Genomic DNA, 21,630 nt, shown 5'->3' with positions numbered 1-21,630 from the left:
GGGCCGGCCGGCGTCACTCCAGTTCGTACTCGCGTGCTCTGTTCTCGCCGGACCGGTCGGATAACCCGGCGGACGTTCGCTCGAACCGCTCGTCGAGGTCTTCGGTCGCGAGCAGCCGGTCGAGCCGCCGCTCGAACTCCGCCTCGTCGATCTCGCCGTTCGCGTAGCGTTCTCGCAGCGCCGCCACCGGCCGTTCGGCGGAAGGAGACGCCGATCCTGCGTCGGCATCGTCCGCGGCGACGAGCGGGAAGTCCTCGCCGAGCACCACCACCAGCGGGATCAGGATAAAGAAGCCGGTGATGAAAATCGCCGGTCCGAGCGGCGCCACCGGGCTCGGGAGGAGGACGGCGGACAGCGACGTGAGCCCGAACGAGAGGATCGCGATGAGACCGATCAGCCGCTTCTTCTCGAACGTGGGGAGGGCCATGCGCGACTGCTGTCGCCGAGGCGACAAAAACGTACTGCCGGAGTCGGTCGATTCCCTGCGGGCGACCGACGGCTATTCCTCGCGGGCGCACCCACGTGGATCCGTGCTCAGGTACGTGACGACGAACCCGGGGAAGGTCCGCGAGGCGGAGCGGTACCTCCCGGACGGCTCGGTGGAGCGACTCGACTTCGACTACACGGAGGTCCAGGCCGACGACCTCGGCCCGATCGCGGCCCAGGGGGCCCGGGAGGCGTACCGCCACGCCGACGCCCCGGTCCTCGTCGACGACGCGGGGCTGTTCGTCGAGGGGCTCGACGGGTTCCCGGGCCCGTACTCCTCGTACGTTGAGGAGACGCTCGGGATCGAGCGCGTCCACGAGGTCGCGAGCGAACTCGACGACCGCCGCGCCGCCTTCCGGTGTACGCTCGGCTACTGCGACGGCGAGGGGTTCGCCGCGAGCCCCGACCCCGTCGACCAAGGCGACCGCGACGCGGCCGCGGCGGCGGGACCGGACGCGGCGGGCGAGGGCGAGAGCGACGGCGAGGGCGGCGCGGCCGGAGCCGGCGCGGAGCCGCTCCCGGTCAAGCTGTTCGAGGGGTACGTCCCGGGCCGGATCGTCGCGCCGCGGGGCGACGGCGGCTTCGGCTACGACCCGATCTTCGAACACGACGGCGAGACGTTCGCGGAGATGGACACCGACCGGAAGAACGCGGTGTCGCACCGCGGGCGAGCCTTAGAGAAGTTCGCGGAGTGGTACGCGGACCGCTGAGGCTCGGTTTCTCTCCCCGGCGGCTCAGGCCGCGTCCGCGATCGCGTCGGTGAGGAGGTCGCAGCCGAGGTCGATCTCGCGTTCGGTGACGTCGAGCGGCGGGAGGATCCGGAGGACCTTGTGGCCGCACGCGAGCGTGAGGAGCCCGCGCTCGAACGCGTTCTCCACGACCGCGTCTCGGCGCTCCTTCGTGTCGAACTCGACAGCGAGCAGCAGTCCCTTCCCGCGGACGTCCGCGACGGGGTCGAGGTCGGCGTCGCGCAGCGTCTCCTTGAACTGCCGACCGCGGACGACGGCGTTGTCCATGAGGTCCGCCTCCTCGATGGCGTCGAGCGTGAGCGCGCCCTGCGCGGAGGCGATCAGGTCGCCGGCGCCCCACGTCGAGGAGAGGCGGCCGCTCTCCTCGGGGAACACGTCGCTCCGGGAGACGGTCGCGCCCACGCGGAGCCCCTTGGCGCTCGTGATCACGTCGGGGTCGTACGCGTAGTGGTCCGAACCCCACATCTCGCCGGTGCGGCCGACCCCGGACTGGATCTCGTCGGCGATGACCGTGATGTCGTGCTCGTCGGCGAGCGCCGCGATCTCGTCGGTGAACGCGTCCGAGGGGAAGCGGTAGCCGCCCTCGCCCTGGATCGGTTCGAGGATGAGGTAGGCCACGTCGTCCGGGTGGACGTTCCCGCGCTCCGGGTCGAGCTTCCGGCGGAGCCGGGAGACGCCGTCGGCGAAGAAGCCGCACGAGCAGGTCTCGGGCGAGCAGGTCCGGTCGTCGCAGTACGGCACGTCCATCACGCCGCTGACCTCGGGGAAGTCGCGGCGGTACACGGACTTCGAGCGGTTGAGCGAGAGCGCGCCGAGCGTCCGCCCGTGGAACGCCCCGTCGAAGGTGATGGCGTACTTCGCGCCGTCCGAGGCGTCGTACGCGATCTTGATTGCATTCTCGACCGCCTCGGCGCCGGAGTTCGAGAGGAAGACGGTGTCCATGTCGTAGTGGCTCGTCAGGTCCGTCAGGCGGTCCATGAGCCCGGAAGCCCCGGGGATCCCGTCGCCGGGTGAGGGGCCGCCCGCCGCGTAGAAGTCCTGCCCGGCGATCTTCAGCGGGTCGACAAGGTCGAACTCCGCGAGCCGGTCCATGATCAGCGGGTTGTTGTACCCGAGCGGCGCGGCGGCGACGTGGCTGGTGAAGTCCATGAGGACGTTGCCGTCGACGTCGGTACAGAACGGGCCCTCGGCGGGGGCGGTGCGGTCCCAGACGAACTCGTAGACGTAGGTGCTCGGCGCGGCCGACTCGTGGTGGTAATCGACCCACTCGCGAGCGCGCTCGCCCGGCAGGTCGGCGACGGCAGGCGTGGCGGTGTCGCGATCCATGCCTCCCGGTGGCACGCGGACGGAATAAATTCGTGGCGAACGCGCGAACGTTGGAGAAATCTCTAACTCTTGTTCGCCAGACGGCGCCTGAGACGGCGACCGAATCCGTCGGCGCAGTTGTACGGAGCGCCGCTCGGTGGGACGGGCCGTCGACCGTTGTGTGAGACTCGACACCAAGATACGTTAGATTTTTATAGAATCGCAACCCTATAATTAGATGAGTTCGAGGTGGTCAGCGATGCCCATCCTCGAGCCAGCAAACACGTGGACACAGGGACTCGACTTCCCGAGCAGACTGTTCGAATCCGGTAGCAACGACTACGAACTGTACGAGGAGGACGGCGAGTTCGTCCTGTCGGTCGAGCTTCCGGGGTTCGACCCGTCGGAGATCACCGCCTCGTGGAACGACGGCGTGCTTAACGTCGCCGGCGAACACGAGGACGAACACCGCGGGACCCGGCGGACGTACCACCGTCGGTTCCGCTTCCCGAAGGCGATCGACGAGGACGGTATCGAGGCCGAATACCGGAACGGCATCCTGACGGTGCGGCTCCCCGTGACCGTCGAGAGCGCCGTCAGCGGCACGGAGATCGAGATCGAGAGCTGACGCCGCCGCGCTCGGCCCGCGACCCTCGGTCTCCGAGCCCCGTAGTCGCGACGGACCGGCATCGCGCCGGGCCCCCTCCCCGCGAGTTCCGTTCCCGCGTTGTTCCGAACGCGCTCCCGTTCGTGCCGGAGCAACCGGTCGTCAAGTCGGTCGCGCCGACCCCGCACGCCTTTTACTGCCGCGCGCGACGGTCGACCCATGAACCGCGACGAGTTCGCCGCCAGCATCGACCACACCGTCCTCGGTCCGGAGACGACCTGGGACGGCGTGCGGACCATTCTCGACGAGGCCGCCGCGCACGGGATGAACGCGTGTATCCCGCCGTGCTACGTCGCCGAAGCGGCCGAGTATGAGGCCGAGCCCGCGGCGATCGCCACCGTGGTGGGGTTCCCGCACGGGCAACACGACCCGACGGTCAAGCGCGACGAGGCGGTCACGGCGTGGGAGGCGGGCGCGGACGAGGTCGACCTCGTGATCAACGTCGGCCGGCTGAAGGCCGGCGACGGCGGCGCGGTCGCCGACGAGCTCGCGGACGTCGTCGCGGCCGTGCCCGTCCCGGTGAAGGTGATCATCGAGACCGCCCTCCTCGACGACGCCGAGAAGCGCCGCGCGTGCGAGGCCGCGGTCGCCGCCGACGCCGACATGGTGAAGACGTCGACCGGGTTCGCCGACGGCGGCGCGACCGTCCCCGACGTGGAGCTGATGAGCGAGTACCTTCCCGTGAAGGCCTCCGGCGGCGTGGGCTCCTACGAGGAGGCGACGGCCATGCTCGACGCCGGCGCGGTGCGGATCGGCGCGTCGTCCGGCGTGGCTATCGTCGAGGGACACCCGGAGAGCGGGGAGTAACGCTCGTTCGTCGGTACGCAGTCGAAAGGTCGCCCTCGCGCTCGTTCGTCAATAGCGAGCCCGAAGCAGGGCTAACGTTCGTCCGACGACGGGGGACGCCCGTCGCCGTCGGCGGCGAGCCCGTCACCGGACGGCGATCTGTCGGCGTCCCCGACGGTCCCGTTCCCGGCGTCGCGTCGCTCGTCGCCTCCGACCGCGTCGTCGCCCTCGGCCCCGTCGACGCCGTCGGACTCCGCGCTCTCGATTTCCTCGGGGTCGACGTCGACATCGAAGGCGGAGACCGACTCGGAGAGCGACTCGGCCTGTCCCCGGAGCCGGTCGGCGTTCTCCGCGATGGTGGCGACGGTCGCGGTCTGCTCCTCTGCGGCGGCGGACACCTGCTCGGAGCCGGCGGCGACCTCCCCGCTCACCTCGGCGACGTCCTCGACGCCCTCGACCGCGCGCTGCGTCGACCGCGCCTGGTCCTCGGCCGCCTCACTGATCTCCTGAACGCCGTGGTTCGTCTCCTCGACGGCGTCGACGACCGCTTCGAGCGACGACGAGGCCTCGCGGACGGTGTCCGCCCCCTCGTCGATCCGCTCGTTCGTCTCGCGGATGTCATCGACCGTCGCGTCGGTCTCCTCGCGGACGGTCGCGATCTGCGACTCGATCTCGGCGGCGGCCTCCTGCGTCTCCTCCGCGAGCTCTTTCACCTCGTCGGCGACGACCGCGAAGCCCTCGCCGGCCTCGCCCGCGCGAGCGGCCTCGATGGAGGCGTTCAGCGCGAGGATGTTCGTCTGCTCGGCCACGTCGGTGATGAACTCCACCACCTCGTCGATCTCGTCCATGCGCTCGTCGAGCGCCTCCATCTGCTCGACCGCGGCCGCGGAGCGCGCCTCGATCGCGTCCATCTCGTCGAGCGCCTCCGAGGCGGCCTCGCGGCCGGACTCGCCGCGCTCCGCGGCGGCCTCGGCGGTCTCCGCGACGGACGCGGCGGACGAGGCGACCTCCTCGATGCTCGCGGAGAGGTCGCTCATCTCGTCGCTCACCTCGTCGAGGCGCTCGTCCTGACTGATCGCGCCGTCGGCGATCTCCTGGATCTGCTCGCTGACGGTCCCGCTCGCGGTCTCGACCTCGTCGGCGCCGGCCGCGAGCTCCGCGCTCGCGCCGTCGACCTCGCCGGCGAAGGCGGCGACCCGCGCGGTGGTCCGCTCCAGCTGGGCCACCATGTCGTTGAACTCCTCGGCGATCTCGCGCATCGCCTCGCGGTCCGCGTCCGGGTCCATCCGGCGCGTGAGGTCACCGTCCGCGACCGCGCCCATCACCTCGCTGTAGTCGGCCGCACGCGCCTCCATGTCGCGGGTGACGGCCTCCGCCTCCTCGCGGGCCGCCTCGGCCTCGTCGGCGGCGGTCTCGGCCTCGGCGATCCGGTCCCGGAGCGAGTCCCGCATCTCCCCGAAGCTCCTGAACAGGCGGCCGATCTCGTCGATCCGTCCGGTCGACAGGTCGACGTCGAGGTCCCCCGACTCGATCCGCTCGGCGCGGTTGCGGAGCCGCGAGAGCGGGAGCACCGTTCGAGTTCCGAGGACGGCGCCCACGACGCCCAGCGACGCGAGCGTGAGGAGGATGAGGAGCAGCACGGAGTTCCCCACGTCGTTGCGGACGGCGAACGCGGTCGACTGGTCGACGCTCGTGACGGCCACCCAGTCAGTGTCGGGAACGGAGGCGTACGCGTGGACCTGACCGTCGCCGATCCGCGTCGCGGTCGTGGCGTTGCCCTCCCGGATCGCCTCGACGCCGTCGGCGTGTTCCGCCTCGTCGACCGTGCCGTCGATGTCGAGGACGGTCTGCCCGGCGGCGTTGAGGATCATCGTCTCCTCCCCGGTGTCGCTGTTCTGGATGCGTTCGAGCTGCGGCTGGATGCGGGTGACCACGACGAGGTACCGGCCGTCGGCCCGCGGCACCGAGCTGGCGAACGCCATCACCGGGCGGTCGTTGAGCACGGGCGACCGGTACGAGCGGTCCGACCGCCAGACCCGGTCGTCCTCGCCGACCCCCTCGGGGACGTCCGCGTCGCTCCACGGCGCGTCGAGGTCGCTCGGCGCGCGCCCCTCTAAGGGGCGTTCGGTGCTGGCGACGACCCGGTCCTGCGCCGCGTCGACGAGGTGGATGCTAACGATGTCCTCGGAGAGCAGCTGGTCTTTCAACAGCACGTACGCCGGCGCGCGCCGGTCGGACCGGAGCGCGTCGGCCGCCGACATCGACCGCGTCTCGGTGCTCATCCGCTCGGTCCACGACCCGATCGCGTCGGCCTGGAGGCCGCCGGTCTCGGCGAGCTGCGTCGTCGCGTCCGACTCCACGGTCTGTTCGGTCTGGAGGTAGGTGAACGCGCCCCCGGCGACGACGACCGCCGCGACCACGAGGAACGCCAGCGCGAACTTCGCGGCGTACCGGCGGCGCACCGCGTTCGGGAGGAGCCGCCGGACCGCGCGCACGAGGCGCTCGAACGAGTCGGGTGCCATCAGTTCACCGCCTCCGGGTCCGTGGGGACCGACAGGTCGCCGGCGACGATCCGCTCGCCGGAGTCGACGATCGCGGCGCGCACGTCGTCGGGGATCACCGGCCCGAGCGTCGTACCGTAGACGAGCGCGACGCCGTCCTCGGCGAGCCCGAGCGCCGTCGTGGAGCCGGTGGCGAGGTCGTCGTCGATCGTCTCCTCGACGGCGTCGTACACCGCGGTGCCGACCCGCTTCACCATCGACGCGAGGATCACGTCGGCGTACCGCGGGTTGCTGCGCGACTGGTCGGAGTCGACGCCGATCGCGTACCGGCCGTACTCCTGGGCCGCCTGAAACACGCCGAGTCCGCTCCCGCCGGCCGCGTGGTACACCACGTCGGCCCCCTGTTCGAACATCTCCGCGGCGGCGGCGTACCCGCCCTCGGGGTCGTCGAACGCGCCGAGGTACGTTGACAGCACCGACACGTCCGTGGTCGCGTGGTCGACGCCGGCGCGGTAGCCGGCCTCGAACTTGCGGACGAGCGGCGAGTCGACGCCGCCGACGTAGCCGACGGTCCGCTCGTCGGGGACGGTCGACCCCGCGCCGACGGACACGTCGCGGTCCGTCACCAGCCCGGCGAGGTGGCCGGCCTGGAACGACCCCTCGTGTTCGCGGAACACGTAGCTCGCCACGTTGTCGCGGTCGACGACCGAGTCGACGATTGCGTACCGCTGGTCGGGGTGCTCGCCCGCGACCGTCGAGAGCGCGTCCGCCTGGAGGAAGCCGATACAGCAGATCAGGTCGTAGGCGGGATCGGTCGACGACGAGAGGGCGTCCTGCGCGGTCTCGAACTCCGGGATCGAGGTCGGCTCCTCGTTCGCGAACGCCACGTCGTGATCGAGGCGCGCGCGCTGGATGCCCCGGTTCGCGGCGTCGTTGAACGACCGGTCGTCTAGCCCGCCGAGCGCGTAGATCATCCCGACCGTCGCGCTGGCGTCCGCCGCGTTCCGGATCGCGTCTCCCCCGTCGGCCTCGTCGTCCGCCGGTTCGTCGTTGCCGGTGTCTATCGACGCCGAACCGGGGGCCTCGTCGCCGAGGCACCCGGCCAGCGCGCCCGCCACAGCCCCCCCGAGACCGGCGGCGAGCCGCCGTCGAGAGAGCGTCGTGGGTCCCGTCTGCGTCATGTCGCACCGGTTTCGACCGAGGGCTAAAACGCCTCGGAGCAAATTATCAATGATAATAGTAAACCGCGCTCACAGCCCCGGCGGTCCGGTCACCACCGTTCCCCGAGGCTGAGAATCCAGTCGGACGGATTTATAACCTGAGCGCGTACGAAGGGGTATGAGCCACCAACCGGGATCGCGTGGATTCGACCTCGACGCGGCGTTCAAGGCGTTCGGCGCGGTCGGGATCGCCATCTCCGCCGCGCTCACCGTGGCCGTGCTGGCGCTGACCGACCCGTTCGGCGAGTACGTCACCGCGTCGCCCGCCCTGCTCGGAACGCTGTTGTACGGCGCGCTCGTCGTCGCGGTCGGCTACACGACGTACGCCCTCCGTCGGCGCTGACGGTCGCCGCGCGCTCCCCGCCGGGAGACATAAACCGCTCGCCGGCGGAGCGTGACCCATGACCGACGAGCCGACCGACGCGGCGGTAGAGCGATTTCTCGACCGGGCGACGGCCGCCTTCGACGACTACGACGAGGGGTACGCCGACGCGGACGCGACGCTCGCGATGCTCCGTACTCACGTGGACGAGCTGTCGGCGAGCGTCGAGGATCAGGCGGACGGCGAGGAGTAGGGTGTGAGACGCCGGGCGCGAAGGGGACGGGGCTACGGGTGGGCGCCGATCAGCTCTCGCACGCGGCCGACGTACTCCGCGAACGCGGCGTCGCCGCGGTCGCGCGGGCGCTCGACGTCGACATCGACGACCTCGCGGACGCGGCCGGGCTCGGCGGCCATCACGACGACCCGGTCGGCGAGCGTCACCGCCTCCGCGACGTCGTGCGTGACGAAGAGGACGGTCTTCCCCGTCGACTCCCACACGTCGAGTAGCTCCCGCTGGAGCATCTCGCGGGTCTGAGCGTCCACCGCGCCGAACGGCTCGTCCATCAGCAGCAGGTCCGGGTCGACCGCGAGCGACCGGGCGATGGCGACGCGCTGTTTCATCCCGCCCGACAGCGACTTCGGGTAGGCGCCGCGGAACTCGGTCAGCCCGACGAGGTCGAGCATCTCGTCGACGCGCGCCTCGCGCTCGGCGGCCGATCGGTCGCTCCGTTCGAGCCCGAACCCGACGTTCTCCTCGACCGTGAGCCACGGGAACAGGTGGTACTCCTGGAAGACGACGCCCATGTCCGTCGTCGGCCCCGTGACCTCGGTGCCGTCGAGGAGGACGCGGCCGTCGGTCGCCTCGGTCAGCCCGGCCACGACCCGGAACAGCGTCGTCTTCCCGCAGCCGGACGGGCCGACGAGACAGACGAACTCCCCGTCGGCGACCGAGAAGGACACGTCGTCGAGCGCGCGCACCGAGCCGCCCTCGCCGTCGCCGGGGTACGTCTTCCCGACCCCGTCGAGCGCGACGCTGGCCGCCGCGGTGGGGGGAGTCTCCCCGTCGCGTCCGGCCGCGCCGTCTCCGTTCACGCCCGCCACGCTAACGCCCTCCGTTCGACCGCGCGGAACGCGACGTCGACGAGCAGGTACATCAGGCTCAACACGAGGATGTACGCGATCGCCCGGTCGACGCGCAGGTTGTTGCTGGCGCGGATGATCTCGCGGCCGACCCCGGGGACGCCGAATATCTCCGAGGCGACGACGAGCATCCAACACCGTCCCAGTCCGGTCCGGATCCCGGTCATGATCCCCGGCAGCGACGCCGGCAGGACGATCGACCGGACCGCGTCGAGGTCGCCGCGGACGCCGAGGGTCCGCCCCACGTCGAGGAGGTCCTCGCTCACGCCCTCCACGGCGCCGTACGCCGCGTAGAAGTTGATCCAGAACGCGCCGACCGCGATGATGAACGCCGCGCCCCAGTCGTTGATCCCGAACCAGGCGATAGCGAAGCCGATCAGCGCGAGCGGCGGGACGGGGCGCAGGGTGCGGACGAGCGGCGCCGTCAGGTCGTCCAGCAGGCCGCTCCAAGCGAACGCGACGCCGGCGGCCACGCCGAGACCCGTTCCGGCGACGGTGCCGGGGATCCAGTGGCGGACGCTCTGATACAGCGCCGTCGTCATGTCTCCCGACGCGAGCTCGCCGGCGAACGCCCCGGCGACCGCGACCGGCGAGGGGAGGACGAACGGATCCTGGGTGAGCGAGACGGCGTGCCAGACGAGGAGGAACCCGACGACCCCCGCGGCGCCCCGGAGGAGCCGCCGCCCGTCTCCGAGCCCGACGCCGGCGAACGCGCCGTCCTCGTCGACGCGCGATGCGGTTTCGGTCGCCATCAGAGCGAGTCGTACACCCCGAGGTCGAATATCTGGTCGTTCGACAGCTGTTCGTCGGTCTGGCCGTTATCGGCCGCGAACTCGGCGAACACCTGCGTCGCGTCCGTGATCTCGGCGGGGTCGGTGATGAAGTTCGACAGCGGCGAGTCGAGCGCCTTCCGCGCGCGGTCGACTGGCATCCCGATTCCCTCCTCGACGTGGCCCGCGGTCGCGTCGGGGTTCTCCTCGATGAAGTCGGTCGCGCGGACGTGCTGTTCGAGGAACTGCGCCGCGATCGGGGAGTCCCGGACCTCGTCGCTCATCAGGGTGACCGCGGCGGGCTGGCCGGGGAGGACCTCGGCGGCGGTCCGCAGCATCTCCACCGACGACCCCTCCGCCTGCGCGATGGTCGGCACCGGCTCCATGATCGAGGTGCCGTCGATCTCGTCGTTGGCAATCGCCTGCCAGACGGAGCTCGCCCCGCTGATCTCGATGATCTCCACGCTGTCGTTCGCTGCGAGGTCGACGCCGACATCGCGGAGCCAGAAGCGCAACAGCACGTCGGGGACGCTCCCCTGTGGGAACGTGCCGAAGGTGAACGGTTCGCCCTGCTCCTCCTCCCACGCCGCGAACGCGTCGGCGCCCTGCTGTTCGAACGTCTCGTGGAACGAGGACTCGGCCATGATCCCCATCGGCTCCCGGATGTTCGCGGCGGTCACCCGCGCGGCGATACCGCGGTCGATCGCGATCATCGCGGGTACGATCCCGAACATCGCGATGTCGATGTCGCTGCCGCCGAGCGCCTGAACGATGTCGGGGCCGTTGCCGAACTCCTGGCCGGTGACCTCGGCGTCGACCTCGGAGAAGTATCCCTCGCCCTCCATCACGTACCACTGGAGGTCGGGGTAGATCGGCATGTGCGCGACCGTGATCTCGTCGAGCCCGCCGCTCCCGCCGCCGAGGCAGCCGGCGAGGCCGACCGTCGCAGTTCCGCCCGCGGCCGCGAGGAACGACCGCCGCGACGCTGTCCGCGTTGAGTCGTACATACCTACGGAAGCGGCCCCGCGGGCAACACTCTCGCGTCACCAGCAACGGAAGCGCGTTCCGGTGACGGCGGAAGACGACGGAAGTGGCGTTTCGAGGGTTCAAAGCCCCGTATACCGGAGATACGCCGAAAACACTCGTCACCGAACGACGCAAATATTGCTGGCGGGTGCCGCCGAGCGCTCCGGTTCCCGGTGGTCGCTCGCGGCGGCGCTCACGCCCCCTCGGCCGGCTCCTCGTCGAACAGCCCCAAGTCCTCGGCGACGAGGTCGGCGAGCCGGTCTTTGATCGCCGGATCGACCTCCGCGACGGCCTCGCCGCCGTGTTTCTGGTCGTTGTGTTTATCGAGCGCGTCCGCGAGGTCGTCGAGGGGCACGCGGGTCTCCGTCTCGCACTCGTCGCACACGATCGGGACGGACGGCTCGTCGGTGGACATTACGCCGACAATCGCCCGTGGCGGATATATGCCTTCGGGCGGCGGGTCGAGACGGGCGCCCGGAGCCGGCGCCGCGAACCGCCACCGTCTACTGGGGGCGCCGCGCACTGCCCGTCATGGACGTTCTCGTGACGGGGGCCGCGGGCGGGATCGGCGGCGGCGTCGCGCGCTCGCTCGCCGCCGCCGGCCACGACGTGCTCGGCGTCGACCGCGACGCGGACGGGCTCGCCGACCTGCCCGAGGCGGTCGAGACCGCCGTCGTCGACCTCCGCGACGAGGCCGCCGTCCGCGACCGGCTCGCCGACCGTCCCCTGGACACCGTCGTCTCCTGCGTCGGCGGCTACGAGATCGCGGCAGTCGAGGACGCCTCGGCCGAGGCGTTCCGGCGACAGCTAGAGACGAACCTGACCGCGGTCCACGTGACCGTCTCCGCGGCGCTCCCGACGCTCCGCGAGCGCGGCGGACGGGTCGTGGTCGTCGGGTCGATGGTCGGGTCGGTCGCGCTGCCGTACCACGGCGCGTACAGCGCCGCGAAGGCGGGGCTCGACGGCTACGTCGACGCGCTCCGCCGGGAGGTCGCGCCCCGCGGGGTCGACGTGGCGCTCGTCGAGCCCGGTCCCGTCCGGACCGGCTTCAACGAGCGGGCGGCCGCCGCGGTCGAGGCCGCCGACGGCGACGGGCCGTACGCCGCCGCATACCGCGCGTTCGAGGGGTACTCCCCGGCGGCCACGGACGTCGAGACCGTCGTCGAGCGCGTGGTGACGGCGACGACCGCCGACCGACCGCGAACACGGTATCGGGTGAGCCGCCGAGCGCGGTGGCTACCGCGGCTCGGTCGCGTCCTCCCCGACCGGCTGTACGACCGGCTCGTCCGCGCCGGGCTCCCCGGCGGACTCCTGTGGCGGCTGCTTCACCGGTGAGTCGCGGGGCGTCGCCGCTCACCGCCGACCAGGGAATCAGTCGTCGGCCGCGCCGGACGCCCCCTCCGACTCCTCCGCGTCGTCCGCGGTCTCGGCCTCGCCGGGGGCGCCCCCGGACTCCGACGGCGCGTCCGCATCGTCCGCCCGCGCGTAGAACTCCTCTGGGGAGGCGTCGATCCGCTCGAACTCGCCGAAGTCGCGCTCGTGGTGGCGGATCATCTGTTCGACGATCCACGCGCTGTACCGCTCCGAGAACGCCCAGTCGGCGTCCGCGTCGTCGACCTCGAACCGGCCGTCTGTGGCGAGCGCGGCGTACAGGTGGTAGAAGCCGAGGACTACGTCGCCGAAGTCCCGCGCCTCGCCGCCGATCTCGCGGCGCTTCTCGGCGAGTTCCTCGCGGCCCGCGTCGGTGAGCGCGAAGTACTTGCGGTCGGGCTCGTCCGCGCGCTCGACGCGCTCGGCGACGCCCTCCTCCTCGAACTTGTAGAGGATCGGGTAGACGGAGCCGTAGGAGGGCTCCCAGTGGCCGCCGCTGATCTCGGTTATCTCGCCGAGCAGCTCGTACCCGTATCGCGGGCGTTCGTCGAGCAGCTCCAAGACGAGGTACGAGATCAGTCCTTTCGGCGGGCCGCTTTTCCGCATCGTCCCGACTTTTCGGGGTCGCGTCGAAAGGGTTTCGGTCACGGCGACGGCGAGCGGCGCGAGTCGCGACGACCGGAGCGGTTCGCGGGCGTCGGTGACCCGAGCGGACGGGGGCGGGTGTGATGCGCTAATAATATGAATCGCGGTGGCGCGTGCCTGCGAGCGGCCCTTGGCCGCGAGGAGCACGCGCGAGGGAGTCGGGGGCGACGAGGGCGACCGACGGGAGCCCGAAGACGCGCCCGACGAGGCTGGGGAGGTGTGAGGTGCGGTCGCGGGCGGGACTCGAAGGGGCAGTCGGGAGGCGGCCGCAGGCGACGCGAGCACCGCAGGAACGAACGGAGTGAGTGACGAGGAGCGCGGCGAGCGTGCGACCGCCTCCCGACTGGGGCTTCGGGATGTTCGTGCCGATCGTCCGGTCATAAGAACTCACGTACTGCCGAGCGGCTGGGGCTTCGAAACCACTGGTGCCGGCTTCGACTCGGGCACGACCGGGGACGAGCCGACGGATTACAGCGCGTCGGGACGACCCGCAAACCCCTAAGTCGCGCGGCCCGAACCCGACGTATGGTCGAGGCTCCACAGACCGCCGAAGGGTGGTTCTCGCTGCACGACTTCCGATCGATCGACTGGGACGCCTGGCGCGAGGCGCCCGAGTCCGAGCGGCAGCGAGCGATCGAGGAGGGCGAGGCCTTCCTGAAACACCGCGAGCTGGTCGCCGACGCCGAGGACGGCGAGTCGGCGCTGTTCTCGGTGCTGGGACACAAGGCGGACCTCCTCTTCCTCCACTTCCGGCCGTCGCTCGACGACCTCTCCGCGATCGAGCGCCGCTTCGAGGACACCGCGCTCGCGAAGTTCACCGAGCGCGAGACCTCCTACGTCTCCGTCACAGAGGTGTCTGGCTACGTCTCGGACGACTACTTCGAGGAGGGCGCCGACGCCGTCGACGAGGGGCTCAAGCGGTACATCGAGGGGAAGCTGAAGCCCGACATCCCCGACGAGGAGTACGTCAGCTTCTATCCGATGAGCAAGCGCCGCGGCGAGGAACACAACTGGTACGACCTCGACTTCGAGGAGCGCGCCGAGCTGATGGCGGGCCACGGCGAGGTCGGCAAGGAGTACGCCGGCAAGATCAAGCAGGTGATCGCCTCCTCCGTCGGCTTCGACGACCACGAGTGGGGCGTCACGCTGTTCGGCGCGGACCCGACCGACATCAAGGACATCGTCTACGAGATGCGGTTCGACCCGGCCTCCTCCCGCTACGGCGAGTTCGGCGACTTCTACGTCGGCCGGCGGTTCCCGCCGCGCGACCTCGACGCCTTCCTCGGCGGCGAGACGGTCCCGACCGGGCGCGTCCCCGAGCAGGACAGCGCCGGCCACCCGCACGGCGAGGGCGGTCACGGCGAGGGCGGTCACGGCGACGACGCGCACGGTCACGGTCAGGGCCACGACCATTCGGGTGCGGGCGGCGGCTCCGCGCACGGCGACCACCCCCACGGCGAGGGGGAGGCCGGCGGCGAGGGCGACCACCCCCACGGCGAGGACGAGGGCGACGGCGGGGCCTCGGACGAGGATATCCGCGGCGAGCTCGCCGACCTCGACATCTACGCCGGGAAGCCGCACGGCGAGGACGTGTACGCCACCGTGCTGTACAGCGAGGCCGACGTGGACGAGCTGTTCGACGAGGTCGAGGGGCTCCGCGGCAACTTCGACCACTACGGCACCCACGTCAAGACCGCGGTGTACGAGGGGCGCCACACCGACCGCGCCGCCGTCGTCTCGATCTGGGACACCGCGTCGGCGGCGGAGACCGCGGCGGGGTTCCTCTCGGAGCTGCCCGACATCGTCGCCCGCGCCGGCGAGGAGTCCGGCTTCGGCACGATGGGGATGTTCTACACCGTCAAGCCCGACTACCAGACGGAGTTCGTCGACACCTTCGACGACGTGGGCGACCTGCTCGCCGAGATGGACGGCCACGTCGAGACCGACCTGATGTTGAACACCGAAGACGAGAACGACATGTTCATCGCCAGCCAGTGGAACGCGAAGGAGGACGCGATGGGCTTCTTCCGCTCCGACGAGTTCTCCGAGACCGTCCAGTGGGGCCGCGACGTGCTCGCCGACCGCCCGCGCCACGTCTTCCTGGCGTAGCGGCGCCCGAGGTCGCGTTAAGTTTGGCGTGAATTGTGGTAGACGGCGAGGGCTTCGAGCCAATTTTGAGCTGTCTCTAACGCGACATTGCTGAAACTATTCGCAAACGATGATGTTCGTCGTTCTATTTCCCAAAAGACACGTTCGATGGCATTCCGATTTCCATGTCGAATGACTTGAAATCGATAGCCGTCGTCAGCGAGAACAGATCCGAGATAGTCTGCGTCATCGACGAGAAATTCCACGTTATCGAGCTGGTAACGCCGGTGGAGCTCGGTGAGAAACCATCGCGTCGTCTGTTTATTTGCGGTCGGATAGAGACTCACGTGAAGGATCTCGTTCGTCTGTGGATCAACCGCGCCGTACAGCCAGAACTTCTGGCCGTGGAGGCGGATCATCTTTTCGTCAACCGCGAGTTGATCCTCTGAGACGGTCGAGATCGGCTGTAGATCGGCTTTATGAACCCAGTTATGGATCGCGACGTGGCTCCGAACGATCCCAAACCTTTCGAGATGCTTACTTACCTCACGAAGTGACATACCGGCCAAGTGACAGCGGATCCCTACTTCAATCGCCCATCGCGGCGTTCGATCTCGCTCCACAAACGACAAGTCAATCCACGCGATACGTTCGCTGAGGCGCTCGGTTTCGGCCATAGACACTCTGAAGTCGAGCGCCTCATCCTCTAACTTAACGCGACCCGATCTCGCTCCACAAACGACAAGTCAATCCACGCGATACGTTCGCTGAGGCGCTCGGTTTCGGCCATAGACACTCTGAAGTCGAGCGCCTCATCCTCTAACTTAACGCGACGGCGCCCGACTGGCGAGGATTTTTATACATAGTCGGCGGCGAACCGTCGGCGTGTCCGCCGACCGCGTGCGCTTCCGCCGACCGCCGGGTTTTAGGTGTCGTTGCGGCGAACGGGTGGCCATGTTCGACACCATCGTGGTCGCGACCGACGGCTCCGACAGCGTTCAACGGGCCGTCTCGGTCGCGGTCGACGTGGCGGCGCGGTTCGACGCCGAGGTCCACGCGGTGTACGTCGTCGACGCCGGCGAGGTGGAGTCGTCGCCCGACACGGTCCGGGAGGATCTCCGCGACGCGCTCGACGATCAGGGGAGCGACGCGCTCGACCGCGTCGCGGACGCGGCCCACGACCGCGACGGCGACCTCGACGTGACCATCGAGGTCCGCGAGGGCCGTCCAGCCTCGGAGATCGACGCGTACGCCCGGTCTGCCGGCGCCGACCTCGTCGCGATGGGCACCCGCGGCCGCCACGGCGAGAACCGCTTTCTCATCGGCTCCGTCGCCGAGCGCGTCGTCCGGACCTGCCCGGTCCCGGTGCTGACGGTCCGACAGCTGACCGACGAGGACCCTCGGCGGACGACGATCTGAGCGTCGCGAAGGCGACGCGACCGCCGCTCGCCGCGAGAGCGGCGGAGTTTTCCGGCTGCCGCCCGCCTCGACGGTATGGACGACGACCTCATCGAGACGGGGGATGCCCCCCGGTCGCGGTACACGAAGCTGCCGGGGAAGGGCTTCTTTTACCCGGACTCGCTGGACGACGAACGCGCGGAGCGGCGGGCGAGGGAGGCGATCGAGGGCAGCGAGGCGGTCGTGATCGCCGACGGCGACGCCGACGGTCTCGCCTGCGCCGCGATGATCCGCGAGGCGTACGACGCCGCCCTCGACGTCGGACCCTTCGAGGACGCCGTCGCGGCCCGGCTCGAAGGCGAGAGCGGGAGCGACGAGCCGGACGACGAGGGGGAGGGCGACGACGACCCCCTCGGCGACGCCCACGCCGAGTCCCCGGTCGGGCTGGTCTCGGCGGGGCCGTACTCGATCGACACCGCGCTCGAACGCGTCGAAAAGTACGCCGACGACGGGATCGACCTGTTCGTCTGTGACCTCTGCCCCGACGACTACGAGTGGATCGCGGAGCCGTTAGCGGAGCTGGCTGACTCGACCGACGCGATCCGGTGGTTCGACCACCACCAGTGGGACGACGAGACCGCCGACGCGGTCCGCGAGGCCGGCGTCGACCTCGTCGTCGGCGAGTCGGACGAGGAGTGTACCGCCGACGTGACGCTCCGGTCGCTCGACTACGCCTTCGACGACCGCTGGGCCGAGCTCGCCGAGGTCACGCGCGACCACGACCTCTGGCTCAAGGAGGACCCTCGCTCCGACGACCTCGCCGACTACTCCTACTGGGCCGGCGCCGAGGAGTACGCGGCCGTCGTCGGCGCGTACGGCGTCGACCTCCCGGAAGCGGTGCGGTCGTTCGTCGCGGAGCGCCGGGTCGAGAAGGAGGCGCGCATCGACCTCGCGGTCGACCGCGCGGTCACGCATGAGGTCGGCGACTGGCGCGTCGCGGTCACCTACGGCCGCTGCTCGCAGAACGAGGTCGCGGAGCGCCTCCGCGAGGCGGGGGCCGACGCCGCCGTGATCGTCAAGCCCGCCGGCTCCGCCTCGATCCGGGGGTCGGACGACTTCCGGCACGCCCACGAGGTCGCCGGCCGAGTGAACGGCGGCGGGCACCCGCAGGCGGCGGGCTGTAAGCCCGACATCTACGACGACATGCTGGACTACGCCCACCACTGGAGCACCGAGGGACAGGCGTGTAAGCGCGTCATCCTCGCGGCGTTCGAGGCCGTCGCCGAGGAAGTCGAGGCCGAGGCGAGCGGCGCCGACGAGGCCGCGGCGGCCGAGTAGGACAATGGCCGGCATCTTCGTCGCCGGAGAGACGCTCGTCGACTTCGTGCCAGACTCCGGGGAGACGCTGCGGGAGGTCGACAGCTACGCCCACCGGCCCGGCGGCGCGCCCGCCAACGTCGCGGTCGGGCTCGCGCGGCTCGGCTCGCCGCCGGCGTTCTGGACGCGCCTCGGCGACGACGCGTTCGGCGACTTCCTCGCCGAGACGCTCGCCGCGGCGGAGATTCCGGAGACGCACGTCGAGCGCGTCAAGGGGAAGACGACGGTCGCCGTGGTGTCGCCGCCCGGCGAAGGCGGGCCGCGGTTCTCCTTCTACGGCGACCGCGACGCGACGTTCGGGTTCGACCCGGACGCAGTCCCGACCGAGGCGCTGACGGGCGACGACGGCGCGGCGTCGCCGGGGGGCGCGAGCGCGCCGCCGTGGGTCCACCTCGGCGGCGTGGCGCTGACGCACTTGCGGGGGCGGGCGGCCACCCGCGAGCTCCGCTCGGCGGCGACCGCCGCCGGGTGTCCCGTCTCGTTCGACGTGAACTACCGCTCCGACCTGGTGCCGCCGGAGACGGCGGAGGCGGCGTCGACCGCGGTCCGCGAGACGGTCGCCGAGAGCGGCGTCGTGCTGTGTAGCGACGAGGACGCCGCCGCGGCCGGGCTGTCGACGAGCGAGGGCGGGGAACTGGCCCGCGACCTGCTCGCGCTCGGCCCCCACACCGTCGTCGTCACGCTCGGCCGCGACGGCGCGCTCGCGGTCAGTACCGACGACGCGCCATGGGGGGCCACGACGGTCCGGCACGACGGGTTCCCGGCGGAGGCGGTCGACGCGACCGGCGCCGGCGACGCGTTCACCGCGGGCCTGCTCTCGCGGCTCGCGGGGAGTGCCGAGTCTGAGTCCGGAGCCGACGCGGAGGCGCTCCGCGAGGCGGTCGGGTTCGGCAACGCGACCGCCGCGCTCTCGGTCCGGTCGGTCGGCGGGATGGGGTCGATCCCGTCGCGCGAGGAGGTGGAAGCGCTCCTCGCGGAACGGGAGTGAGAGGGAGAACGGCGGCGTCGAAGGGAAACGGAGGGGGAGCGGCGGAGAGCGCGGCGCTGCCTACGAGGCGGACGGCGACATCTCGATGTTGAGGCTCTTCTGGACGAGCTGGGTGAACGCCATCGAGCAGAGGAAGTACCAGAGGATCCACATTTGGATCGGGCCGACGATCCCCGTGTCCCAGGTGACGGTGCCCGCGAGCGGGACGACGAGCTCTTGGGCGGCGACGGCCGGGTACGCGGCCTCAGACCCGCGGTAGCCGATCACCCAGAACATCCAGAGGAACGCCGGAATGGTGAGGAACATGATCCACACCATCGGGCGGAACTGCTCTTTGAACATGCCGAGCTGGTCGCCCATCGCCTCCATCTGCTCTTCTTGGATCTCGTCGAGCGCCTCGTCGTCGTCGCGCTTCTCGGCCTCCTTCCGGCGCTCCTGGATGTCCTTCATCCGCTCCTGATACGCGCCCATCTTCTCCATGTCCATGAGCCCGGCGCGCAGCAGCGTCGAGTACATCCCCGTGCCGAGCGCGATGACCATGATGACGACGTAGAAGGGGACGACGTTCAGAAGGGGGCCGAGGACGACGTCGATGCCGCCGGCGATCGCGTTCCGGACCGGCGAGACCGCGTAGCCGACGAACGCGCCGAGCGTCGCCAGCCCGGCCAGCTTATCCCACTTCGACCAGGAGGTCGTCTCCGGCGTCTCAACGTCGCCGCCGCCCGAGTCGTCCTCCATCCCGGCCTCGATGTCGTCGCGGTCGGCAAGCGCGAAGCCCTCCTCGCCGTCGACGAGGATCTCCTTCTCGATGAGCCGGCCCCACTGTCCGCTGGTGATCTGGTCGCGGACGTCGACCCAACGCACCTCGCCGCCGCTAGCGTTGTCGAGGACGGTTTCGATGGCGTCCCGCATCTCGCCGTCCTCGCGGACCAGCGAGCGGACTCGCCGTTCGACTTTGCTCATTAGCGGCCGGTTAGCGGTCGACGGTTAAGAACCTTGTAGGATCGTCGCTCGGTCGGCCCCCGGCGTCGGTCGGACTGTCACCCGGCCACGCGGCGGATTGGTCCCCGGCCACGCGGCGGACTAGCTCTCGACGACATCGCGGATCCGAGCGAAGACCTCGTCCGGGGTCGCCTCGCCGTCGACCTCGACGAGGACGCCCTCGTCGCGGAAGTGGTCGATCACGGGCTCGGTGTTGTCGTAGAACACGTCGAGCCGCTCGCGGGCGGTCTCCTCGGTGTCGTCCTCGCGCTGGATCAGCTCGCCGCCGCACTCGTCGCAGACGCCCGGCTCCTCGGGCGGCTGGAAGTCGACGTGGTAGTTCGCGCCGCAGTCGTCGCAGACGCGGCGCCCGGTGAGCCGGTCGACGAGCACTTCCTCGTCGACGTCGAGGAGGATGACGGCGTCGAGGTCGGTGATCTCCGAGAGGTACTCCGCCTGATCGAGGTTGCGCGGGTAGCCGTCGAGGACGAACCCGTCGGCGTCGCCGATCGCGGCCTCGACGATCTCGTTGACGACCGGGTCCGGCACCAGCTCGCCCGCCTCCATGAACGAGCGCGGCGTGCCGTACTCCGTCTCCATGTCCTTGTTCGCGCGGAGCGCGTCGCCGGTCGTGACGTGCTCGACGCCGTACGCGTCGGCCAGCTTCGCGCTCTGCGTCCCTTTCCCGGCACCCGGCGCCCCCAGCAGCAGAATTCGGTGACTCATATCGGAGCGGTCGCGGGCCGCCCCTAAAGGCTTGAAGATTCCGGCCAACCCTACTCGTCGGCGTCGGACTCGTCGGGGGTCGCGGACGCGTCTCCCTCCGCGGCCGTCTCCCCGTCGGCGCGCAGCCGCAGCCCCATCTCCAGCTCGAAGCTCTCGGCGTCGGAGGTCTCGAAGCCGATCTTCTTGTACAAGGAGACGGCGGCGCGGTTCCACCGCTCCACCGTGAGCCACACCTTCTCGACGCCGTTCGCCTGCCCGTGGCCGAGCAGTCCGCGGATGAGGTGGGTGCCGATCCCGGCACGCTGGTACTCCTGATGGACGAAGATCGCCAGCTCGTAGGCGTCGCCGTCGGGGACGAGCGTCGCGTGGCCGGCGGCCGCGTCGTCGCACCAGGCGATCACGTTGTAGCAGTCGTCGGCGAGGATGGCGTCGAGCCACTCGCGGATGCGCTCCTCGCCGCCGGGCGGGATCCCCTGCGCGCGGTCCGCCGGGTCGAAGGCGTCGTACATCTCGACGAGCGACTCCCTGGCCGCCGGGTCGCCCTCGTACGGCCGGACCTCGATCCGGCGGTCCTCGCGGTCGGTGAACGCGGTCGGCGGCGGCGGGAACTCGTCCGCCACCGCGTCCGGGTAGCCTCGGTCGCTCATCTGACCAGCGTGACCGATGTCTTGGCGTTCAACAGGACGAACTCCGCGATCGACCCGATCGTGATCTTCCCCATCGGACTCGTGTGTCCGCCGCCCAAGACGATCTCCTCGAACCCCTCCGTCTCGGCGATGTCCACCAGCCGACTCCCGGGGTCGCCCTCGACGCGTCGCACCTCCGCGTCGATCGCCGCCTCCTCGACCGCCGCCTCGGCGCGCTCGACGACCTCGTCGGGGGACACTGAGGAGTCCTCGTTGTCCACCACCGCGATCGTCAGGTCGTCGCTCGCGACCGCCGCGCGCTCGACCGTCCGGTCGAGCGCGCGGAACGAGTCGTCGCTGCCGCCGATCCCGCAGAGCACCTTCATGCCCAACCCCTCCACGCGACGGTACAAAAGTGGATCTCCGAGCGGACCGCCACCGACAAGGCTTTTGTTCGC

25 protein-coding genes are annotated in these 21,630 nt (G+C 70.4%); 10 read left to right on the top strand and 15 right to left on the bottom strand.

What is annotated here, in order from left to right; translation table 11 throughout:
• Positions 1-13: 13 nt before the first annotated feature.
• Entirely contained in the window at positions 14-427 is a 414-nt protein-coding gene (locus EXE41_RS01940) for an SHOCT domain-containing protein (protein WP_049930493.1), read from the bottom strand.
• Between the two features lie 103 nt (positions 428-530).
• On the opposite strand from EXE41_RS01940, the gene EXE41_RS01935 reads away from it, so the two are divergent.
• Positions 531-1,196, top strand: coding sequence for a non-canonical purine NTP pyrophosphatase (locus tag EXE41_RS01935; RefSeq protein ID WP_086220136.1), 666 nt, complete (start codon positions 531-533; stop codon positions 1,194-1,196).
• 24 nt (positions 1,197-1,220) lie between these two features.
• On the opposite strand, the gene EXE41_RS01930 is transcribed toward EXE41_RS01935, so the two are convergent.
• Positions 1,221-2,561: an aminotransferase class III-fold pyridoxal phosphate-dependent enzyme gene (locus EXE41_RS01930; protein WP_049930491.1), complete on the bottom strand. Its 1,341-nt coding sequence runs from the start codon at positions 2,559-2,561 to the stop codon at positions 1,221-1,223.
• 244 nt (positions 2,562-2,805) lie between these two features.
• Here EXE41_RS01930 and EXE41_RS01925 point away from each other — a divergent pair, with 244 nt between their 5' ends.
• Positions 2,806-3,168, top strand: a complete 363-nt coding sequence (locus tag EXE41_RS01925) for an Hsp20/alpha crystallin family protein (RefSeq protein ID WP_049930686.1) — start codon at positions 2,806-2,808, stop codon at positions 3,166-3,168.
• Positions 3,169-3,366: 198 nt separating this feature from the next.
• On the top strand, positions 3,367-4,014 hold the full coding sequence (gene deoC / locus EXE41_RS01920) for a deoxyribose-phosphate aldolase (RefSeq protein ID WP_094583360.1): 648 nt from the start codon (positions 3,367-3,369) through the stop codon (positions 4,012-4,014).
• A gap of 71 nt (positions 4,015-4,085) precedes the next feature.
• On the opposite strand, the gene EXE41_RS01915 is transcribed toward deoC, so the two are convergent.
• Together EXE41_RS01915 and EXE41_RS01910 are read right to left on the bottom strand one after the other, a co-directional pair.
• Positions 4,086-6,515, bottom strand: coding sequence for a methyl-accepting chemotaxis protein (locus tag EXE41_RS01915; protein ID WP_137690163.1), 2,430 nt, complete (start codon positions 6,513-6,515; stop codon positions 4,086-4,088).
• Positions 6,515-7,675 carry a BMP family protein gene (locus EXE41_RS01910; protein ID WP_137690162.1) on the bottom strand — a complete coding sequence of 387 codons (1,161 nt, stop codon included), beginning with the start codon at positions 7,673-7,675 and terminating at the stop codon, positions 6,515-6,517. Before EXE41_RS01910 ends, EXE41_RS01915 begins: the two co-directional genes overlap by 1 nt.
• Before the next feature lie 157 nt (positions 7,676-7,832).
• On the opposite strand from EXE41_RS01910, the gene EXE41_RS01905 reads away from it, so the two are divergent.
• Both EXE41_RS01905 and EXE41_RS19185 read left to right on the top strand, forming a co-directional pair.
• Positions 7,833-8,057 carry a hypothetical protein gene (locus EXE41_RS01905; protein WP_049930485.1) on the top strand — a complete coding sequence of 75 codons (225 nt, stop codon included), beginning with the start codon at positions 7,833-7,835 and terminating at the stop codon, positions 8,055-8,057.
• Between the two features lie 58 nt (positions 8,058-8,115).
• On the top strand, positions 8,116-8,289 hold the full coding sequence (locus EXE41_RS19185) for a hypothetical protein (protein ID WP_167373077.1): 174 nt from the start codon (positions 8,116-8,118) through the stop codon (positions 8,287-8,289).
• Between the two features lie 32 nt (positions 8,290-8,321).
• Here the strand turns inward: EXE41_RS19185 and EXE41_RS01900 are convergent, their stop codons facing one another.
• From EXE41_RS01900 to EXE41_RS01885, 4 genes are all read right to left on the bottom strand, one after another.
• Positions 8,322-9,137 carry an ABC transporter ATP-binding protein gene (locus EXE41_RS01900; RefSeq protein WP_089308287.1) on the bottom strand — a complete coding sequence of 272 codons (816 nt, stop codon included), beginning with the start codon at positions 9,135-9,137 and terminating at the stop codon, positions 8,322-8,324.
• Complete coding sequence (locus EXE41_RS01895) at positions 9,125-9,928, bottom strand: ABC transporter permease (RefSeq protein WP_049930481.1); 804 nt, start codon at positions 9,926-9,928, stop codon at positions 9,125-9,127. The genes EXE41_RS01900 and EXE41_RS01895 overlap by 13 nt, the downstream gene beginning before the upstream one ends.
• Entirely contained in the window at positions 9,928-10,953 is a 1,026-nt protein-coding gene (locus EXE41_RS01890; RefSeq protein ID WP_089308288.1) for an ABC transporter substrate-binding protein, read from the bottom strand. The genes EXE41_RS01895 and EXE41_RS01890 overlap by 1 nt, the downstream gene beginning before the upstream one ends.
• Before the next feature lie 212 nt (positions 10,954-11,165).
• Positions 11,166-11,387 (bottom strand): hypothetical protein, encoded by a 222-nt coding sequence (locus tag EXE41_RS01885; protein WP_049930479.1) that lies wholly within the window; start codon positions 11,385-11,387, stop codon positions 11,166-11,168.
• A 116-nt stretch (positions 11,388-11,503) separates the two neighbouring features.
• On the opposite strand from EXE41_RS01885, the gene EXE41_RS01880 reads away from it, so the two are divergent.
• Entirely contained in the window at positions 11,504-12,307 is an 804-nt protein-coding gene (locus EXE41_RS01880) for an SDR family oxidoreductase (RefSeq protein ID WP_199240849.1), read from the top strand.
• Positions 12,308-12,343: 36 nt separating this feature from the next.
• On the opposite strand, the gene EXE41_RS01875 is transcribed toward EXE41_RS01880, so the two are convergent.
• Both EXE41_RS01875 and EXE41_RS01870 read right to left on the bottom strand, forming a co-directional pair.
• Positions 12,344-12,949, bottom strand: coding sequence for a PadR family transcriptional regulator (locus tag EXE41_RS01875; RefSeq protein ID WP_086215664.1), 606 nt, complete (start codon positions 12,947-12,949; stop codon positions 12,344-12,346).
• 127 nt (positions 12,950-13,076) lie between these two features.
• Positions 13,077-13,379: a hypothetical protein gene (locus EXE41_RS01870; RefSeq protein ID WP_137690161.1), complete on the bottom strand. Its 303-nt coding sequence runs from the start codon at positions 13,377-13,379 to the stop codon at positions 13,077-13,079.
• A gap of 134 nt (positions 13,380-13,513) precedes the next feature.
• Between EXE41_RS01870 and EXE41_RS01865 the strand changes: the two genes are divergently transcribed.
• On the top strand, positions 13,514-15,097 hold the full coding sequence (locus EXE41_RS01865; protein ID WP_137690160.1) for a heme-binding protein: 1,584 nt from the start codon (positions 13,514-13,516) through the stop codon (positions 15,095-15,097).
• A gap of 17 nt (positions 15,098-15,114) precedes the next feature.
• On the opposite strand, the gene EXE41_RS01860 is transcribed toward EXE41_RS01865, so the two are convergent.
• Positions 15,115-15,753 (bottom strand): IS6 family transposase, encoded by a 639-nt coding sequence (locus EXE41_RS01860; RefSeq protein ID WP_089309163.1) that lies wholly within the window; start codon positions 15,751-15,753, stop codon positions 15,115-15,117.
• A 277-nt stretch (positions 15,754-16,030) separates the two neighbouring features.
• Between EXE41_RS01860 and EXE41_RS01850 the strand changes: the two genes are divergently transcribed.
• The 3 genes from EXE41_RS01850 (at position 16,031) to EXE41_RS01840 (ending at position 18,839) form a co-directional block, all read left to right on the top strand.
• Positions 16,031-16,495 carry a universal stress protein gene (locus EXE41_RS01850; protein WP_086219566.1) on the top strand — a complete coding sequence of 155 codons (465 nt, stop codon included), beginning with the start codon at positions 16,031-16,033 and terminating at the stop codon, positions 16,493-16,495.
• A 75-nt stretch (positions 16,496-16,570) separates the two neighbouring features.
• Positions 16,571-17,812 carry a DHH family phosphoesterase gene (locus EXE41_RS01845; protein WP_137690159.1) on the top strand — a complete coding sequence of 414 codons (1,242 nt, stop codon included), beginning with the start codon at positions 16,571-16,573 and terminating at the stop codon, positions 17,810-17,812.
• Between the two features lie 4 nt (positions 17,813-17,816).
• A complete protein-coding gene (locus tag EXE41_RS01840; protein WP_137690158.1) occupies positions 17,817-18,839 on the top strand; it encodes a carbohydrate kinase family protein in 1,023 nt (340 codons plus the stop codon).
• 60 nt (positions 18,840-18,899) lie between these two features.
• On the opposite strand, the gene EXE41_RS01835 is transcribed toward EXE41_RS01840, so the two are convergent.
• The 4 genes from EXE41_RS01835 to EXE41_RS01820 form a co-directional block, all read right to left on the bottom strand.
• Entirely contained in the window at positions 18,900-19,802 is a 903-nt protein-coding gene (locus tag EXE41_RS01835; RefSeq protein ID WP_049930467.1) for a DUF106 domain-containing protein, read from the bottom strand.
• A gap of 120 nt (positions 19,803-19,922) precedes the next feature.
• A complete protein-coding gene (locus tag EXE41_RS01830) occupies positions 19,923-20,546 on the bottom strand; it encodes an adenylate kinase (RefSeq protein ID WP_049930465.1) in 624 nt (207 codons plus the stop codon).
• A gap of 50 nt (positions 20,547-20,596) precedes the next feature.
• Entirely contained in the window at positions 20,597-21,193 is a 597-nt protein-coding gene (locus EXE41_RS01825; protein ID WP_049930463.1) for a GNAT family N-acetyltransferase, read from the bottom strand.
• Positions 21,190-21,558, bottom strand: a complete 369-nt coding sequence (locus tag EXE41_RS01820) for a universal stress protein (RefSeq protein ID WP_049930461.1) — start codon at positions 21,556-21,558, stop codon at positions 21,190-21,192. Before EXE41_RS01820 ends, EXE41_RS01825 begins: the two co-directional genes overlap by 4 nt.
• Between the last annotated feature and the right edge of the window lie 72 nt (positions 21,559-21,630).

The organism is Halorubrum sp. SD690R, from assembly GCF_005435035.1.
GTDB classification, from domain to species: Archaea; Halobacteriota; Halobacteria; order Halobacteriales; family Haloferacaceae; genus Halorubrum; species Halorubrum ezzemoulense.
Note: the sequence above shows the minus strand (reverse complement) of the source record. Positions and strands in the feature narration are given on the sequence as shown.